Source organism: Rhizocola hellebori, from assembly GCF_016862955.1.
GTDB classification, from domain to species: Bacteria; Actinomycetota; Actinomycetes; order Mycobacteriales; family Micromonosporaceae; genus Rhizocola; species Rhizocola hellebori.
Genome location: NZ_BONY01000106.1, coordinates 1 through 16,673, shown reverse-complemented (window position 1 = coordinate 16,673; position 16,673 = coordinate 1). Strand labels below are relative to the sequence as shown.

Sequence of the window (16,673 nt, the reverse complement as noted above, 5' to 3'; positions counted from 1 at the left end):
ACATCCGGGGTAACGCCCCTCCCGCAAGGGGACGGGGCTCAAGACGAGGAGCATGTCATGCCCAAGCTCAAGACCCTGCTGACCGGACTCGGGATGGGCGAGTCGCCCCGATGGCACGACGGCCGGCTGTGGTTCTCAGACATGGTGACTCAGCAGGTGGGAACGGTCGATCTGGCGGGAAACGGTGAGGTGGTCACCACGGTGCAGGCGGGGCCGATGGGTTTGGGCTGGCTGCCCGACGGCACCATGCTCGTGGTGTCGTCACGGGATGGGCGGCTGCTGCGCTGTGCCCCCGACGGCTCGCTGTCCACCCAGGCCGACATGTCCAGCCTGTCGCCGTATCCCTTCAGCGACTTGGTAATGGACGGTCGGGGCAATGCCTACATCACCAACATCGGCTTCGATTTCGCGGAGGGATTCGGTGGCGACGGCCTGCCCGGGACAGCCGTCATGGTGACCGCGCAGGGCCAGTCCCGGCAGGTGGCCGACGGAATGGGCTTTCCCAACGGTTTGGTGGTCACCCCGGACAACTCCACGCTGATCCTCGCCGAGTCCTACACCAACCGGCTCACGGCTTTCGATATCGCCGAGGACGGAAGCCTTGCCAACCGCCGGGTCTGGGCGCAGCTGGGTGAGGGGGTGCCCGACGGGCTCACCCTCGACGCCGAGAACGCGGTTTGGTACGCCGATGTGCCCAACCAGAGATGCGTGCGGGTGCAAGAGGGCGGTGCCGTGCTGCAGACCATCGACGTGGACAGGGGCTGCTTCGCCTGTGTGCTGGGCGGCCCGGACAACACCACCCTGTTCATTGTCGCGGCGCAATGGCTCGGCCCGGAAAGCATGAGTGGTAAGGAGAAAACGGGTCAGGTGCTGGCGATCGAGGTGGACGTGCCCGGAGTCGGGTCACCGTAAAGTCTTTCGCCCTGGCACACTTGTCGTTCGTGGACATGCCCGCGGCTGAGGTCGAGATTGATGCCGAGCTGGTCGGCCGGCTCCTGGAAGCACAATGCCCCGAGCTGGCCGGCCGTCCGCTGAGCCTGGTGGCCAACGGCTGGGACAACACCATTTTCCGGCTCGGCGACGACCTGTGTGTGCGGTTGCCGCGGCGGCAAGTGGCCGTGCAGCTCATCCGCAACGAGAACCGCTGGCTCCCGCTGCTCGCCTCGCGGGTGTCGGTGCCCGTGCCCGCGCCGGTTTACGTGGGCGAGCCGGGGGAGGGGTTCGCCTGGCCGTGGTCGGTGTGCCGCTGGATTGAGGGGGTGGTGGCCAGCGAGGTGCCGCCGCCGCAACGCCGAAGCCTTGCCCCCGGGCTCGGCGCTTTCTTCCGGGCGCTGCATGTCCCGGCGCCGAGCGACGCGCCGCGCAATCCTGTGCGCGGAGTGGCGTTGAGCGAGCGCAGTCCCGCATTTTATGAGCGTTTGCATGCTGTACCAGACGCGAGCGAGCTGACCGCGATGTGGGAGGAGCTGGTGGCCGTGCCGCAGTGGCAGGGCCCGCCGGTGTGGGTGCACGGCGATCCCCACCCGGCCAACATCCTCATTGGACAGTCAGGATTGGCCGGTGTCCTGGACTTCGGCGACCTCACCGCCGGTGACCCCGCCACCGATCTGGCCGCAGGCTGGTTCGTCTTCGACGAGCCGGGCCGGCGCAGCTTCCGCGAGCACCTCGGCGACATCGATGACGACACCTGGGAACGGGCCCGCGGCTGGGCTCTGAACATCGGCACGGCCATCGTCGCGCACACCGACGACAACCCGCGGATGGCACAGGTCGGCCGGCACGTGTTAGAGCAGCTGCTTGTCTAGCAGGTCTTTCAGCGACATCGACTCCCCGTCGGGGCCGCCCACGCCGATGGTCAGCCGTGGTTCCTGCGGCTGCAGCCGCACGCCCACCAGGCGGGCAAGAAAGCTGCGCGGCACACCGAGCACATAGTAATTGCCGTCGACACCGATGGCGACCGTGCGGGCCTGGTTGAGATACCACCCGGTCAGCCCGGTGCGGTAGCGGGCCCGGCCGCCGTAGCCTTGCGCCCGCAGCGCGGTGGTGGGCAACCTGCGCGCCACCGCCTCGGCCACAAACGCGGCGATGAGCTCACGTGCCTTGCGCGCCTCGGCGGCGCGCTCACCGGCCAGCGCAGCGCTGCGCGCCGCCATCGCCTTTTGCCTTTCCTCACGCCAATCGCCCACGTGCCCTACCCTACGGCGGGCGGATCGGCCCAATCGCGGCGGTAGCTGGCCCAGTCCTGCTCGGTCGCGGCGAAGTCGACGTAGAGGGCCACCCCGAAGTCTCGTTGCGGCGGCGTCGATCCCAGGGCGAGGCGGATGCCGTGCACCGCCGCGGCCATGGTCTCGGCCCGGTCATAGCGCAGGAACCGCTCGTCGTGATAGGCGGGGACGCCCATCAGCAGAGCGACCCGCGGTGGCACCACCCGCAGCGCGTTTTCGGTGACGCGCTTGAGGTATCCGGCGTAGGCGGCTTCGGTCGGCAACGCGGTGTCGTAGGACATCACCGCGATCTGGTCCACTTCTTGCGCCACCCGGCCCAGATACGCCGTCGACCACAGGGCAAGCTGGCCCGGAATCAGGTTCATGCCGGCCGCCACCCCGGGCCACGGCTCGGTGTGGATGGCCGAGACCGACAGGATCGCCCCGTGCTGCCGGGTCACCTCGTGTGTCTTGCGCAGCAGCGAAATCAGCCGGTCGTCGCCCTCGGCCACCGGTTCGAAGTCGTAGTGCACGCCATCGAAACCCAGGTCCAGCACGTCTTTTACCGGCGTCTCGTCCGGTACCCGATGAGCCCCCAGCCAAGCCTGAACCCGAACTCCCGGCAGGGCCTGATGGATCGCCGCCGTGAACCATTGCGCCCGCGGGATCCGGCCCAGATCGAGCGCGCCGTCCAGCTCGAGCGGCCCCGCGTGCACGAGCAGATCGTGTACGCCGGTGGTGCGCAGCTGGGCCACGAGACTGTCCACATCGGCCTGTGCTTTGCGCCCGTCAAGCCAGGCATGCCCGAGCCACAGCGCATCCTTGCCCGTGCCACGCGCCGCCGCCTCAGGCGTCCCGGAGGATTCCGCGTGCAGCGCCACCAGCGTGCCGGCCACAAGCATTGCCGCGCCAAGCATTCCCGCTAGCAGACAGCGAGCCGCCCACCTGACCGCCCGCCGCCCGTCTACGCGCATGGACGCCATCCTCCCACGATGGGGAATGCCGGGATGTCCTGTACTTGCTTTAAGGGACATCCCGGCGAGCGCTAGCACCTGAGCGAAGGTTTGACGTCGGGTTGGCCTGGCCAGAGGCATCCGCGGCAGGGGTACTGCCCGTCAGCTGTAGATGATCGCGCCGAGACAGGTTCGCATTCTGCGTTCTGCCTAGTCAACGGCCGTGTGGCCGGGCCGTTTGCACACTTCCGGGCAGGCAATCCTGCCGGTGTGGCGGGCCGGCCCGGCGTCAAGGTCACTGGCGGAAACGCATGCCCGCCTTGGCAAGCCCCTTGATGACCTCGGCGGACTCCTCGAAACCGATCACCAGTACGCCTTCCGGATGAAAAGCGTTGACCTGCTGGGCAATCTCGGTGACCTGGTCGGGCTTAGCGATCATGCTGTTTTCGCCCACCTCGTACTGGAACACCTTGATCTGCCCCGCCGCCACCCCGGCCGCGGTCAGCTCGCGCTGGACATCGGCGAGAAGCCCGTCGCCGTAGGCGTCGTCGATGGCGATGAGGCAGATCTTCTTCACGCCGTCGCGCAGCATCACGTCGGCGAGCGCGCGAGCCTGCAGGATGTCCGAAGGGGCGGTACGGAAGTACATCCCACTGTCCTCGACGTTGCTAAGCGCGGCGGCGGTGGCCGAGGGCGAAAAGAGAATCATGCCGCCTTTGATCACCTCGGGCAGCACCTTCATGCTGATGGCTGAACCACTCGGCCCGATGATGACGTGCACGCCGTCGGCCTTGTGCTTGGCCACGGTGGTCAGTGCCTTGGTCGGGTCGGTGAAGTCGTTGCCGTCGTGCCAGACCACCGGTTGCCCGAGCACGCCGCCGGCCTCGTTGATTTCCTTGAGCGCCAGCCGCGCCCCGGCGATCATCGGCGGATAGGCGAACGCGAGCGCGCCGTCGATGGGCAGCAGCCCGCCAAGCACAAGCGGGGCACCGCTGTTCTTGTAGTTGCCGGGGATCGCCGGGCGGGCCGGCTGCTCGGTGATGGCGTTGCGATCGTTGCCCGTGTTCAGCAGCTCGGTCTTGCCGTCGTCGATGAGATTGTTGGGCCCGAAGTGGAAGACGCCGTAGCTGGCCGTGGACGGCTCGCCCGCCGAGGTGAAGCCGTGGCGAAGGGTCACCCCGCGGTAGGCCGGGTCGCGTCCGGGGGTGCGGGCCAGGGTCAGGCAGGCGGCCACGGAAGAGCAGGAGTCCGCGCCGATCGTCACCCCGTTGATGTGCTTGGCGATGGCCGCGGGGTTGGTGGTTCCGGCCAGCTGTGCGGCGATGGCGGAGATGACGACCGCGTCGTAGGTCTCGCCGGCGAAGATGAGGTCCTGCAGGTTCGGGTCGGTCGCGGATATCCGGTTGCGGAAGTCCTGCGCCAGATCGGCGAGCGGCGCGGTGCCCTTCATGCCGGAGAGCATTCCCGGCTGGTCCTTGAAGAAAGCAGCGAATCCATTTTGGATGTTGCCGTCGGAGCCATAGAGAAATAGACTCTCATTGCCGGTATCGGCTAGCGGATCGGGCTGATTCGAACACGCCCCTAATGCCACGACAACGCACGTGACGATGGCTAACAGCCGGGATATCCGCATTTTGAAGGCCTCCATACCTATGGTCAACCCGGCAGGCTAATGGGCGTAGAGATCACTTGTCTTCGCCGAACCGGGCTGCAAAGCCGACCGAGAGACGCTAGGAGCTGGCCTTCTGGCGCTTTGTTGATTACCTCCTCAGGCCCGAACTGCGCACAGAAGGCGAAAGCCGACGATCAAAGGGTTTGCATCATAAGCATCTCAGCAGGGCCGAAACCGGCGCGTTCGTAGAAGGGGATGGCGCGTTCGTTGGGGTGCAAGACGATGCGGGCAAGCTTCTCTTGGCGCGCCCATGCCAGCATTTCGTCCAGCAGCAGCCGGCCCACGCCCGCGTTACGGAACCGCGCCGTCACGAACGCATTCGTCAGATAGCCCCAGCACGGCAACGGCTGTCCGGGCACCGGCATGCGCTCGACGAGAGTGAGCACCATCATCGCGATCGGTTCGCCGGCATGCACGGCCACCCACACCCGCCGCTGCGATTCGGTCCGGGCCCACCAGGCCTCGAAGCGTTCCTCGTAGTCCGGATCGTCGATGGGGCCTTTGTTCTCTTCGATCCACAGCCGCCGCAGCCGGGACAGAGCGGGCGCGTCCCGCTCTGTCCCGGGGCGGATCGCCACCTTCGGCGAGCCGTTCGCCACGGCTACGGCTCGAGGCTGAGTAGTTCCGCCTCCCGCTCGGGCCTGAGGTAGCCCAGATGGTCGGGGGCGGGCTCGAGGCGCAGGATGTCGGCGATCGACTCGGCCAGGGGGCGCGGGCGCAGCCCAGCGGCGATCGCGGCGGCCGGATCGGCGGTGTTGAGCAAGGCGTCCTCGTCGTCGCCGGCTGCCCACAGCGGGAGCAGCTCGCCGGTGGCCCCGTGGCGCAGCAGGAATTCCGGGTCTCGCCAGCTCAGTCTGGTACCCACCGGAGCCACCTGGGAAGCGATGGCCTCAAGCATGTCGGCGAAGGTCTGCCACGGCGCGACCGCATGGAAGGCGCCGCCGCGCCCGGCCTGCACCAACTCGACGATCCAGTCAGCCATATCACGGGCATCGATGAGCTGGATGGGGCTGTTGGCCAGCCCAGGGGCGAGCACCTCGCCGCCGCGGGCCAGCCGGTGGACCCAATAGGTGAACCGGCCCGAGTGATCGTGCGGGCCAATCACATAGGTGGGGCGGACGATCAGAGTCGACTGTCCAAAGTGCTCGGTCGCCGCCCGCTCGCAAAGCGTCTTCAGCCCACCGTAGTTCTCCTCGGTGATCCCGGAGGTCGGCACCGGCCCGGTCAGCGTGCGCAGCGGCGAGTCCTCGGTGAAGCCGGGTTGCTCGGGCGCTTCGTAGGCCGACACCGAGGAGATGAAGACGTATTGGCCACCATTACCGTCCAGCGCCGCGGCGAGCGAGTCGATCTGGTGCGGGAAGTAACCACTCACATCGATGGTGGCGTCCCAGCTGTTTGCCTTGAGCAGACTCAGATCCTCATTGCGATCCGCCAGCAGATGCGTGGCCTCGGGAAACAGCGATGCTCCGGTTTTGCCTCTATGCAGCAGGGTGAGCTCGTGGCCCGCGGCTAGCGCCGCGGCGGCGATGTGCCGGCCGACGAACCTGGTCCCACCGACGATCAGAATCCGCATCGGGTCAGTCTAGATCCCCTGCGCGGGGACTATTCTCGACTTCCATGACGATCGCCGCGCGCACCGACGAGACGATCCGTCGCGACCTGATCGGCGCGATGGCGGGTTGCGTGGCCGAGAAGGGTTATGCGGCGACCACCATCGCTGACATTGTCGCCATGGCACACGTTTCCAAACGCACCTTTTATGAGCACTTCACCGGCAAGGAAGACTGCCTGCTGGCGGTCTACCAGCACGTATGTGGCTGGCTGATGAAGGTGATCCGGGGTGCGGGCACGGCTGACCAGCGCTGGCCGGAGCGGATCTCCGGCGGGGCGGCGGCGTTTCTGTCCGCATTGGACTCGATGCCAGAGTTCTCGCGGGCGCTGCTGGTGGAAATGCAGGGCGCGGGGGAGCGGGCGTTCCGGATGCGCCAGGAGACGCTGCGCGGTTTCGCCGGAACCCTGGTGGAGCTGGTGGCCGCCGCACGACCGGCCAATCCGGAGATTGGCCAGCTGACTCTGCCGCAGGCGCTGGCGATTGTGGGGGGCATAAATGAGCTGCTCACCCAAACCTTGGAGGGTTACGGGGTGCCGCAGCCCGAGGACCGTCCATTCTCGGCTTTGCATGGCGACGTAGTTCGATTGATTTCCGCTGTTCTTACGTATCGACCTGTTGCCGATGGGAGCGCTTCCATGTAACACTGTGGAAACGCACCTAAGGGCAGGCGCGTTAACAGTACAAGCCCGCCGGGCCGGGCATGTCAGCTCTGCTTTGTGAACCCTCCCAAGGAGATGACATGAACCTGCGCAAGAAACTTGCGTTGGCAGGTGCAGGCGTCCTTATGATCGCGGGCGTCATTATCCCCGCGACCATGGCGCAAGCCGCACAATCCTGTGAAGTGGTCTACACCGTCAACAACTGGAACAACGGCTTCACTGCGAACATGACGGTGAAAAACACCGGCGACGCCTGGGCCGGATGGACGCTCACCTTCGCTCTGCCCAACGGCGAATCGTGGGGCCCCGGTTGGTCGGCGACCTGGTCCGCGTCCGGACAGAACGTGACTGCCGTCCCGCTGGACTGGAACCGCAACATCGGCACCGGTGGATCAACGAGTATCGGCTTCAACGGCACCTGGACAGGCGTCGGCACCTTCCCCGGTGCCCCGACCGCGTTCAGGGTCAACAACGTCGTTTGTAACGGCGGCGGTGGCCCCAGCCCGTCTCCGTCGGCGAGCCCAAGCCCAAGCCCAAGCACGTCGCCCAGCCCGACGACGCCGACGATCTCCGCCACTCCGGCTTCCCAGTCGGTCGCCGGCGGCAGCTCCGCGAGTGTCACCCTGCGCCGCAACGCGCAGCCCACGGGCAACGTGACGGTGAACATCACGCGTTCCGGCAGCACCGCTGTGACCTGTCCCGCCACGGCCACGATCACCACGGCCAACTGGTCGACCGGTGTCACGGTCAGCTGCACGGTGGCGGCCGGCACCACGGCGGCCACGTCCACCTTCTCCGCAGCGGCCACCGGCCACACCGCAGCGTCGTTCTCGATCAGCCGCAGCACCGGTGGTGGCGGAGGAAACCGGGTCGATAACCCGTACGCGAACGCGGGCGTTTACAACAACCCGGACTGGCGCGCCCTTGCGGCGGCGCAGCCCGGCGGAAGCCGGATCGCCAACCAGCCGACCGGTGTCTGGCTGGACCGCATCGCCGCGATCGCCGGCAGCAGCTCCGCCCGCGGCCTGGTCGCTCACCTCGATGAGGCTGTCGCTCAGGACGCCGCTAATGGCGCCACCCCGATGGTGATCCAGTTCGTCATCTACAACCTGCCCGGCCGTGACTGCTCCGCTCTCGCCTCCAACGGCGAGCTCGGCCCGACAGAGATCGGTCGCTACCAGACGGACTACATCAACCCGATCCGTGACATCTTCGCCAGGCCGGCTTACGCCAACCTGCGCATCGTCGCGATCATCGAAATCGACTCGATCCCGAACCTGGTCACCAACGTCTCGGGCCGGCCCACCGCGGTTGCGGCCTGCGACGTCATGAACCAGAACGGTAACTACCTCACCGGCGTCGGCTACGCGATCCACCAGCTGGCCAGCGTGCCGAACGTTTACAACTACATCGATGCCGCGCACCACGGCTGGCTCGGCTGGAGCGACAACTTCGGGGCGACCGCCACGAAGCTCGCCCAGGCCGCCAACTCCGCGGGCGCCACGCCGGCCGACGTTCACGGTTTCATCACGAACACCGCGAACTACTCCGCGCTTTCGGAGCCGTTCATCAACGTCCAGGGCACCATCAACGGCCAGCAGGTTCGCCAGTCGTCCTGGATCGACTTCAACAACTACAACGACGAGCTGACGTTCGCGCAGGCGTTCCGTACTCAGCTGATCGGCGCCGGCTTCACCGGTGGTGGCAGCGGCGGCATCGGCATGCTGATCGACACGTCGCGTAACGGCTGGGGCAACTGCGTTCAGGCGCCCTGTCCGGCGCTGGCCAACCGGCCCACCGCGGCGAGCACGTCGACCGATCTGAACACCAACATCAACCAGTCGCGTATCGACCGTCGTATCCACAAGGGCAACTGGTGCAACCAAGCTGGTGCAGGCCTGGGCGAGCGCCCGCGGGCCAACCCGGCGGCCGGCATCGACGCCTACGTGTGGATCAAGCCTCCGGGCGAGTCCGACGGCTCGAGCAGCCTGATCCCGAACCCGGATGGCAAGGGCTTCGACCAGATGTGCGACCCGGAGTACGGCGGCAACGCCCGCAACGGCAACAGCCGTAGCGGCGCCCTGCCCAACTCCCCGATCTCGGGAGCATTCTTCCCGGCTCAGTTCCAGCAGCTGATGGCGAACGCCTTCCCTGCCCTGTAAGGAAATAGCCTCCGTTCGAACAACAGCAGAGGGGCCATCCGCGAAAGCGGGTGGCCCCTCACCCTGTCTATTGGCGTGCCATGGCCACCTTCAGCTTTTCCTCAGGGCTGATCAGGTGGCCGTGGTCGTCGCCGCCGATGTCGAGCCGGACCCAGCCGATTTCGCCGGTGAAGCGGCTGTCTCCCGGATAGTCCTCGGCCACCGGGGAGGCGTAGTCGACGCCCAGGTCGGCCGTCTCGTCGGCGGAGAACACCATGGGAACGGTGGCCTCCACCCTTCCCCGGCCGGCCTTCTTCCCATCGACGAGCAGGGTGACGTCACCGCCTTTGCCAAAACCGCCACCGTCGTAGGTGAACTCCATCCGCACCTGGTGGGTTCCTTGCGGCACGGGCTGGTCGGCGCCGATGTAGAAGCGCTGAATGCCGAACAGGTTGTAGCAGTACCTCGGCTTGCCGTCCTTGAGATAGAGACTCCAGCCGGCGAACTCGCCACCCTGGGAGATGATCACGCCATCGGCCCCGCCCTTGGGGATCACCACTTCGGCCGTGACCGAGTGCGACTTGTTCTTGAGGTTGAGTACCGAGCTTTCGCTGAGACGGCCCATTCCGGAGTAGAGCGTCTGCGTGTCGCCCTTGATGAGGGTCGGCCGCCCGGCGATGTCGGAGTTGAAGCGCTCCACCCGGCGATCGTCGAGCGGCAACACGTTGTACTTGGCCGCCTCGATGACGAACTGCCGCTGCAGCGCGGCGAGCTTCTCGGGCAGGTTCTTGGCCAGATCGTGCGCCTGGGTCCAGTCGGCGGGGTCGTAAAGCTCCCAGGTGTCGTTGTCGAACGGCGGCAACGGGCTGGGGTCCCACGGGATGCTGTGCCGGGTGACCGCCGTCCAGCCCTGGTGATAGATGCCGCGGTTGCAGAACATCTCGAAGTACTGGGTCTGGTGGCGCTCCTCGGCTTTCGCGTCGTCGAACGCGTAGTGCATGCTGGTGCCCTCGTAAGGCAGCTGCTGCACACCGTTGACCATTATCGGCTCGGGCAACCCGGCGGCCTCAAGCACCGTGGGCGCGACGTCGATTACGTGGGTGAACTGATGACGTACCTCGCCGCGCGCCTTGAACCCGCTGGGCCAGTGGACAATCGTGCCGTTGCGGGTGCCGCCCCAATGTGAGGCCACCTGCTTGGTCCACTGGTAGGGCGTGCACATGGCGTGCGCCCAGCCGACCGCGTAATGGTTGTACGCCTTTGGCGTGCCAAAGTCGTCGATGCGCGAAACCATGAACTCGGTGGTCTGCAAACTGTTGGCGCCGTTGAGGTTGATGAGCTCGTTGAAGCACCCGTGCAGATCGCCCTCGGCGCTGGCGCCGTTGTCGCCGATGATGTAGTAGATCAGCGTGTCGTCGAGCACCTCCAGCTCGGCGAGGGTGTCTATGAGCCGGCCGAGATGGTGGTCGGTGTGCTCGAGGAAGCCCGCGTAGATCTCCATCTGGCGTGACAGCACCGGCTTCAGCTCCTCCGGGAGGTCCGCCCAGGCCGGGATCTCCTTGTGCCGCTTGGTCAGCTCGGCATCGGGCGGGACGACGCCAAGCTCCTTCTGGCGGGCGAAGGTCTCCTCCCGCAGGCGATCCCAGCCCTGGTCGAACTTGCCCCGGTATTTCGCCGACCACTCCGGCGCGACATGGTGTGGCGCATGCGTTGCGCCCGGTGCGTAGTACATGAAGAAAGGCTTGTCGCCCATCAGCGCCTGCTGCGAGCGGACCCAGCTGATCGCCTTGTCGGTCATGTCCTCGGTGAAGTGATAGCCCTCCTCGGGCGTCTTGGACGGCTCTACCGGCTTGTTGAATTCATATAGCGTCGGGTACCACTGGTTGGTCTCGCCGCCGATGAAGCCGTAGAAGTATTCGAAACCACCGCCGGGGTGGGGCCAATGGTCGAACGGGCCCATCGGGCTGGTCTCCCAGACCGGTACCTCATGACACTTGCCGAATTGGGCGGTGCTATAGCCATTGAGCTTCAGCGTTTCGGCCAGCGGCGCACAAGTGTTGGGGCGCAACGAGTTGTAGCCGGGCGCTGAGGTAGCGATCTCGGTGATGCCGCCCATGCCCACGGTGTGATGGTTGCGCCCGGAAAGCATCGCCGCCCGGGTGGGGGAGCACAGCGCGGTGGTGTGGAAGCGCGTGAACTTCAGCCCCTGTGCGGCAAGGCGTTCCGCGGTTGGCGTCTGGCACGGCCCGCCGAACGCGCTGGCCGCGCCGAATCCCACATCGTCGAGCAGGACGATCAGGACGTTGGGTGCGCCCTTGGGTGGCCGCAGCTGCTGGATGGGCGGATAGGAGGTGTCGGGATCCTTGGCGTCGAAGGTGGTCAGGCCTACCGGCCTGCGGTCGGGAATCGGCAAAATTCCGCGTTGAATTGCATTGTTTGGTCCGCCCATGTCCCGAATTTAGTAGAACCGGTGCCCCTCCCGCAGTTGTTGCAAGAGTTTGGCCTTCGTCTGCTCGCGCTTGGCATTCATGAAGCGATGCAGATAGGCGTAGCGGTTCGCCGCGTTCATACCCGCAAGGTTCTTTGAGGCTTCAGGATCATTAGCTATGTCATCTGGTACCAGAGCAGTCGCCGACCCGGAATAGGCTGCGTCCCATCGCCCATCCTCGCGCGCCCGGTCTATCTCGGCCTGGCCCGAAGGGCGCATCCGGCCCGCCTCGATGAGCGCCAGCGCCTTCTCCCGATTGATCTTCGACCACATGCTGCGTTTGCGCCGTGGCGTCCACCTCTGCACGTAGTAGGTCTCATCGACCCGCTTGGCCTGGCCATCGATCCAGCCGAAGCAGAGCGCGACCTCAAGGGCCTCGGCGTAGTTCACCGAGGGGACACCGCTGCCCTTCTTCGCAAACTTGATCCACAACCCGGCTTGCGCCTCGAAGTTGCGCTCGAGCCACTTCTCGAAGCTCTTTTGGCTGGTGAATGCCAGCGTTGGGGGAGTCTGATCGGCCACCGGCCCATCCAACCACTTGACCCTGACATCGTGTCAGGATTCAAAGTCAGGGGTGCCATGTTTACCATCGGAGATTTTGCCAGCCTCGGCCGTGTGTCCGTGCGGATGTTGCGGCACTACGACGCGCTCGGCCTGCTTGAGCCCGCCCGGGTCGACCCGTTCAGCGGCTACCGCTTCTACAGCGCGGAGCAGCTTTCCCGGCTGAACCGCATCATCGCGCTCAAAGAGCTGGGGTTCACCCTGCAACAGGTGGGCGCGATCCTCGACGAGAAGGTCGACGTCGTGGAGCTGCGCGGAATGCTGCGGATGCGCCGGGCACAGCTGGAACACCAGGTGTCCACCGACACCGCGCGGCTGGCCGCGGTCAACGCGAGACTCCGACTGATCGAAATCGAGGGTCACATGAACACCCAGGACGTCGTCCTCAAGAGCCTGCCCGCCATGCGCCTGGCCACCTTGAGCGCGGTCGCGGCCAGCTATGCCAGCTCGGACATCGGTCCCACCATCCAGCCGCTCTACAAGCAGCTGCTCGAACGGGTCACGGAGGCGGGGGTGATGCCGACCGGATCTCCCGTCGCCTACTACACGCCCGCCAACGACGACGGCGCGGTCACCGTCGTGGCCGGGTTCACCGTGTCGGCCCAGGCCAGCCCGGAGCAGCGCTTCGACATCGCCGAGCTGCCCGCTGTCCCGAGAGCGGCCGCGCTCATCCACCACGGTTCGCTGGAAAACGCCGACGAGACCTACCAGGCGCTGGCGAAGTGGATAGAGGACAACGGGTACAGGGCCGACGGGGCGGGCTATGCCCGCGAGGTCTATCTGGACACCCCCATGGATGACATAAGCAAGTGGGTGACCGAGATGCAGATCGTGCTTCTGCCGGACAGCGACGCATAGACTGCGACGCGTGTCTCGCCGTACTGGAAAACCCGCGCGCCAGGTTGACATCGTCAAAGAGGCCGGGCTTTCCGGAGGCCAGCTGCTACGGCTGGCCTCCGGGCTCGTCATCGCGCTCGCGATCGGGCTGCTGGTGGGCTGGCAGGTGGGTCGGCCCACCGACTCGGAAGCCGCCATCACCACCGCCCAGAAGGCCGACGCCCAACGCGACGCGCAGCAGATCGTCGAGCTGACCGCGACCGCCCGCGTCACCCAAGGGCTGGTGACCCCGATCGTCACCGGGCTCGCCGCGACCGCCGCGCCCTCGACGGAAAGCCTTGCCGCCTGGAAACAGGTGATGCTGCAGGAGACCCAGCGTTACGCCGAAACGGTCTCCGGCGGCACCGCCACCAACGTCGCCCGTGGCGCGCTGCGCAGCGCGGTCAACGCACTGGCCAACGCGCTGGAGACCTACACCCTGGCCCGGACCCTCCCCGCGGCGCAGCAGGCGCCGCTGTTGGAGCTGGCGGCCAAGCAGCGAATGCTCGCCGTGACCACCTGGTCGGTGGCGGCGACCCAGCTCGACCAGCTGAACGTCGACGCGGGCCACGGCCACCAGCACGTCTATCTCAATACCTCGCCCGATGGCGGGGCGATGACCCCCGACGGCAGCCCGGAAGGAAAGGGTTAGGCCGCGCTGGCTGTGCCCCGCTTGCCACGCCACTTTGCCGCATAAGGCAACGCGAACAGGTACAAGCCGGAGAACAGAAGCAACGCGAGGGGAAGCAGCGGCACATAGGACACCCAGACGATGGGTTCCTTCTGCGCCAAGGCCACAAACGTTATGATCACGGTCACCGTGAAGATGATAGCCAGCCAGCGATGGGTCTGCCGGATCCACTTGTTCCACTTCATTTGGGCGCTCCTTTGACGAATGGCCGACCGAGACGAATCTCGATGCCGGCCACGCTAGTAGCGTCCGTGCCACCTATGCTTCTTCAATCCTGACCGGTCTTGGCGCGCCATTCGCTGGCCAGCAACGACCACACCTCGACGTCATGGTTGACGCCGTCAAGGGGAAAGGCCCCGCGCAGCACGCCGTCGCGGGACATTCCCAGACGCATGGCGACGGCAATGCTGCGCTTATTTGTGGGCACGCAGCGCCATTCGATCCGGTTCATCTTTCGATCTTCGATGCACCACTCGATCATCCGCTTCGCCGCGCTGGTTATCAGGCCCCGACCCTGAGCCGCCTCGCCCAGCCACACCCCGATTTCGGCGCTGCCGAAACGCGGCTCGAAGACCCGGAACAGCGTGCCACCAACCAGCTCGCCGTCCATCCAGATGCCGTAAATCCTGCCGCCGCCGCCGGCTTGGTCGTCGGCATAGCTCTGCAGCCACGCCCGGGTGCTCTCCTCGTCGGTCAGCCGCAATGCCCAAGGCAGCCATGGGCCCAGGTGGTCGCGTTCGCGCTCGATGAACTCCGCGAACTCGGCGGCGTTCCACGGCTCCAATGCGCGCAGCTCGGCATTGGCGGAGAGGGGGTAGGACAACATGGTCAACTCCTTCGTGCATACCAAACGTTTGTTATGTACTATAGCTGGTGCCGACTTGTCAGCGAGCGCTAGGTTCAGCCGGTGGACAGCACCTGGCCGCGATGGCGGTGGTATGAGAGCACCGCGATCTGCGTCGTGGCGCTGGCTGGAGTGGCAACCGGGATCGAGCTTCGCAGCGCTGTATGGACTCGGCTTGCCGACGCTATGTGCGGGGAGCACGATTGCGCACGGCTGCCTTTGACGGCGACCGCGTGGGCCGGAATCGCCCTGCCCATGCTGGCCATTCTGGCGGTCTATGCGATCGACCATCCTTCCCGGATCACCATCTGGGCAACAATCCTCTGTGCCGGCGCGGTGGCGCTGGGCGTCGGCGTGTTCATTCCCGCCCCCGGCACCGCCTCTGGCGTGGCGGATTCGGGGCTGCGGGCAATCAGCACCGGCAGCGTGGCGGCGCTCGTTGGCGTGCTGGTCACCCGGTACACCGTCGGGTTTGGACCCGATATCCGCGTCGGTGCCCCGCGCCGGCTCAAGTATTTCGCCACCGCTCAGATCGTGCTCCTGCTGCTGGGGCTGATTGTGGTAGGACTTCTGCCAGGTGGATAACGCTTGTTATATACTATGGCCGGTATGCCAGCACGCGGCGACCACGAGGCCCGACGCCGGGACGTCTCCGAAGCGGTGTGGCGAGTGCTTGCCGCCCAAGGCTTCGGCGGGCTCACGCTGCGCGCCGTCGCCACCGAGATGGGTGCCTCCACCGGCCTGCTGACCCACTACTTCCCCAGCAAACAGGCCCTCGTGCGGCACGCGCTTGAGGTGGCCCACGCGCACACGGCCAACCGCGTGCGCCGCAAGGCGAGCGGGAAAGGCCTGCCCGCCCTCCGCGAGGCGCTGCTCGACGTAGTGCCGCTGACGCCCGAAGCGACCGCGGCAAACCGGGTGTGGGTCAGCTTCTGGGACGCCGCTCTTGGCGACGAAGAGCTTGGCGCAGCCGAGATCAAACGCTACGAACGCTGGCGAGGCATGCTGCGCCCCCACGTCGATGACGCGATCAAGCTTGGCCAGCTACCCTCCGATGTGGACCCCGACGACATCGTCGTGACCGCTGCGGCCTTCACTCACGGCCTTGTGGTGCAAGCACTTTTCGACCCCGCCCGCTTCCCGCCCGCCCGCCAGACCACCCTCGTCGACAACTTCATCTCCAGCCTTTCTCACCACTGACAGTCACTGAGTTGCCCGCCAGGCAGCACGTGTCACCGCTACTGGCATCGGCAAAGAAGGTCCTCGCGTCAAAACGCTTGGTGGCGTTGAGGTTTCCGCTTTTCAGGCACCTTCTGCCCTCGAACATCTGTGCGATCCATGCTAGGCTTCGATGCATGACTGCGGGGGCGGTTTGGGCGATGACAGGAGCTGAACTGTCCACCAAACTGCTCACGTTGTGGCAGTCGAAGCAATCGATCGTGGCGGAGATCCTTGCGGTGATCCGTGAGGTCGACGGCCAAGATGTGGCTCGCCGCGAGGGCGCAACATGTTTGACCGCTTGGCTTGGCAGCAAGTTGCGCATCAATCCAGGCACCGCCCGGCAGATGATCGAGCTGGCGCGGGCGTTGGACACGGCCTGCCCGGCCACTGCCGAGTCGCTTTCGGCGGGTGTCATCAACGAGCAGCAGGCCTCGATTATCGCCAAGGCGGTGACCGGTCTAGCGGAGCACGGCGCCGCGCTGCAAGGAGAGGTGGAGAAAGTTCTGCTGGCCGACGAATGCGTTGTCCTGGCTCCGGCACAGCTTGCTGCCGCCGCTGGCTACGCGGTTGGCCTGGTCGCGCCCGAGCTGGTTGACGAGCTGGAGCGCAAGCGGTTGGAAGAGACCGAGAAGCGCGCCGCGACTGACCGATCGCTGACATTGTCGCCGTTCGGCGACGGCACCGGCCGCATCCGCGTGACCGGGATCCTTGGCGCAGAGGCGGCCGCTGCGGTCAATGCCGCGATGGAGCC

General features: G+C 66.2%; 18 protein-coding genes. 9 read left to right on the top strand and 9 right to left on the bottom strand.

The window, feature by feature from the left end:
- Positions 1–57 precede the first annotated feature (57 nt).
- Together Rhe02_RS44010 and Rhe02_RS44005 are read left to right on the top strand one after the other, a co-directional pair.
- Positions 58–912, top strand: a complete 855-nt coding sequence (locus tag Rhe02_RS44010) for an SMP-30/gluconolactonase/LRE family protein (RefSeq protein ID WP_203914498.1) — start codon at positions 58–60, stop codon at positions 910–912.
- A 35-nt stretch (positions 913–947) separates the two neighbouring features.
- Complete coding sequence (locus tag Rhe02_RS44005) at positions 948–1,805, top strand: aminoglycoside phosphotransferase family protein (RefSeq protein WP_239124451.1); 858 nt, start codon at positions 948–950, stop codon at positions 1,803–1,805.
- Here Rhe02_RS44005 and Rhe02_RS44000 read toward each other — a convergent pair.
- The 5 genes from Rhe02_RS44000 to Rhe02_RS43980 all read right to left on the bottom strand — a co-directional run bounded on the left by Rhe02_RS44000 (position 1,785) and on the right by Rhe02_RS43980 (position 6,402).
- Entirely contained in the window at positions 1,785–2,186 is a 402-nt protein-coding gene (locus Rhe02_RS44000) for a hypothetical protein (RefSeq protein ID WP_373320790.1), read from the bottom strand. The two genes, Rhe02_RS44005 and Rhe02_RS44000, sit on opposite strands and share 21 nt — an antisense overlap.
- Positions 2,187–2,191: 5 nt before the next feature.
- Positions 2,192–3,178 (bottom strand): glycoside hydrolase family 18 protein, encoded by a 987-nt coding sequence (locus Rhe02_RS43995; protein WP_203914496.1) that lies wholly within the window; start codon positions 3,176–3,178, stop codon positions 2,192–2,194.
- Positions 3,179–3,452: 274 nt separating this feature from the next.
- Positions 3,453–4,817 carry an ABC transporter substrate-binding protein gene (locus tag Rhe02_RS43990; protein WP_239124446.1) on the bottom strand — a complete coding sequence of 455 codons (1,365 nt, stop codon included), beginning with the start codon at positions 4,815–4,817 and terminating at the stop codon, positions 3,453–3,455.
- A gap of 146 nt (positions 4,818–4,963) precedes the next feature.
- Complete coding sequence (locus Rhe02_RS43985) at positions 4,964–5,428, bottom strand: GNAT family N-acetyltransferase (protein WP_203914495.1); 465 nt, start codon at positions 5,426–5,428, stop codon at positions 4,964–4,966.
- A gap of 2 nt (positions 5,429–5,430) precedes the next feature.
- Positions 5,431–6,402: an NAD-dependent epimerase/dehydratase family protein gene (locus Rhe02_RS43980; RefSeq protein WP_203914494.1), complete on the bottom strand. Its 972-nt coding sequence runs from the start codon at positions 6,400–6,402 to the stop codon at positions 5,431–5,433.
- Positions 6,403–6,446: 44 nt separating this feature from the next.
- Between Rhe02_RS43980 and Rhe02_RS43975 the strand changes: the two genes are divergently transcribed.
- The gene (locus tag Rhe02_RS43975) at positions 6,447–7,082 is read left to right on the top strand and encodes a TetR/AcrR family transcriptional regulator (protein WP_203914493.1); all 636 of its coding nucleotides are present in this window, start codon (positions 6,447–6,449) and stop codon (positions 7,080–7,082) included.
- Between the two features lie 98 nt (positions 7,083–7,180).
- On the top strand, positions 7,181–9,262 hold the full coding sequence (locus Rhe02_RS43970; protein WP_203914492.1) for a glycoside hydrolase family 6 protein: 2,082 nt from the start codon (positions 7,181–7,183) through the stop codon (positions 9,260–9,262).
- 67 nt (positions 9,263–9,329) lie between these two features.
- Here Rhe02_RS43970 and Rhe02_RS43965 read toward each other — a convergent pair whose 3' ends face one another.
- Both Rhe02_RS43965 and Rhe02_RS43960 read right to left on the bottom strand, forming a co-directional pair.
- A complete protein-coding gene (locus Rhe02_RS43965) occupies positions 9,330–11,654 on the bottom strand; it encodes an arylsulfatase (protein WP_275412689.1) in 2,325 nt (774 codons plus the stop codon).
- A gap of 45 nt (positions 11,655–11,699) precedes the next feature.
- On the bottom strand, positions 11,700–12,251 hold the full coding sequence (locus Rhe02_RS43960) for a YdeI/OmpD-associated family protein (RefSeq protein WP_203914490.1): 552 nt from the start codon (positions 12,249–12,251) through the stop codon (positions 11,700–11,702).
- Between the two features lie 57 nt (positions 12,252–12,308).
- On the opposite strand from Rhe02_RS43960, the gene Rhe02_RS43955 reads away from it, so the two are divergent.
- The gene (locus tag Rhe02_RS43955) at positions 12,309–13,148 is read left to right on the top strand and encodes a MerR family transcriptional regulator (protein WP_203914489.1); all 840 of its coding nucleotides are present in this window, start codon (positions 12,309–12,311) and stop codon (positions 13,146–13,148) included.
- Positions 13,149–13,158: 10 nt separating this feature from the next.
- Complete coding sequence (locus Rhe02_RS43950) at positions 13,159–13,818, top strand: hypothetical protein (protein WP_203914488.1); 660 nt, start codon at positions 13,159–13,161, stop codon at positions 13,816–13,818.
- Here the strand turns inward: Rhe02_RS43950 and Rhe02_RS43945 are convergent.
- Positions 13,815–14,042, bottom strand: a complete 228-nt coding sequence (locus tag Rhe02_RS43945; RefSeq protein WP_203914487.1) for a hypothetical protein — start codon at positions 14,040–14,042, stop codon at positions 13,815–13,817. The genes Rhe02_RS43950 and Rhe02_RS43945 overlap by 4 nt on opposite strands.
- Positions 14,043–14,125: 83 nt before the next feature.
- Positions 14,126–14,683, bottom strand: a complete 558-nt coding sequence (locus tag Rhe02_RS43940; RefSeq protein ID WP_203914486.1) for a GNAT family N-acetyltransferase — start codon at positions 14,681–14,683, stop codon at positions 14,126–14,128.
- Between the two features lie 81 nt (positions 14,684–14,764).
- On the opposite strand from Rhe02_RS43940, the gene Rhe02_RS43935 reads away from it, so the two are divergent.
- The 3 genes from Rhe02_RS43935 to Rhe02_RS43925 all read left to right on the top strand — a co-directional run.
- Positions 14,765–15,286 carry a hypothetical protein gene (locus tag Rhe02_RS43935; protein WP_203914485.1) on the top strand — a complete coding sequence of 174 codons (522 nt, stop codon included), beginning with the start codon at positions 14,765–14,767 and terminating at the stop codon, positions 15,284–15,286.
- 24 nt (positions 15,287–15,310) lie between these two features.
- The gene (locus Rhe02_RS43930) at positions 15,311–15,901 is read left to right on the top strand and encodes a TetR/AcrR family transcriptional regulator (protein WP_203914484.1); all 591 of its coding nucleotides are present in this window, start codon (positions 15,311–15,313) and stop codon (positions 15,899–15,901) included.
- 179 nt (positions 15,902–16,080) lie between these two features.
- Positions 16,081–16,673, top strand: a 593-nt coding sequence (locus Rhe02_RS43925; RefSeq protein WP_203914483.1) for a DUF222 domain-containing protein, incomplete at its 3' end; no start/stop codon positions are given.

What these genes read in the sequence shown, in the direction of transcription:
- Rhe02_RS44010 (WP_203914498.1), top strand. Translation starts at nt 58, where the DNA reads ATGCCCAAGCTCAAGACCCTGCTGACCGGACTCGGGATGGGCGAGTCG.
- Rhe02_RS44005 (WP_239124451.1), top strand. Translation starts at nt 948, where the DNA reads ATGCCCGCGGCTGAGGTCGAGATTGATGCCGAGCTGGTCGGCCGGCTC.
- Rhe02_RS43995 (WP_203914496.1), bottom strand. Translation starts at nt 3,178, where the DNA reads ATGCGCGTAGACGGGCGGCGGGCGGTCAGGTGGGCGGCTCGCTGTCTG.
- Rhe02_RS43980 (WP_203914494.1), bottom strand. Translation starts at nt 6,402, where the DNA reads ATGCGGATTCTGATCGTCGGTGGGACCAGGTTCGTCGGCCGGCACATC.
- Rhe02_RS43975 (WP_203914493.1), top strand. Translation starts at nt 6,447, where the DNA reads ATGACGATCGCCGCGCGCACCGACGAGACGATCCGTCGCGACCTGATC.
- Rhe02_RS43970 (WP_203914492.1), top strand. Translation starts at nt 7,181, where the DNA reads ATGAACCTGCGCAAGAAACTTGCGTTGGCAGGTGCAGGCGTCCTTATG.
- Rhe02_RS43955 (WP_203914489.1), top strand. Translation starts at nt 12,309, where the DNA reads ATGTTTACCATCGGAGATTTTGCCAGCCTCGGCCGTGTGTCCGTGCGG.
- Rhe02_RS43945 (WP_203914487.1), bottom strand. Translation starts at nt 14,042, where the DNA reads ATGAAGTGGAACAAGTGGATCCGGCAGACCCATCGCTGGCTGGCTATC.
- Rhe02_RS43940 (WP_203914486.1), bottom strand. Translation starts at nt 14,683, where the DNA reads ATGTTGTCCTACCCCCTCTCCGCCAATGCCGAGCTGCGCGCATTGGAG.
- Rhe02_RS43930 (WP_203914484.1), top strand. Translation starts at nt 15,311, where the DNA reads ATGCCAGCACGCGGCGACCACGAGGCCCGACGCCGGGACGTCTCCGAA.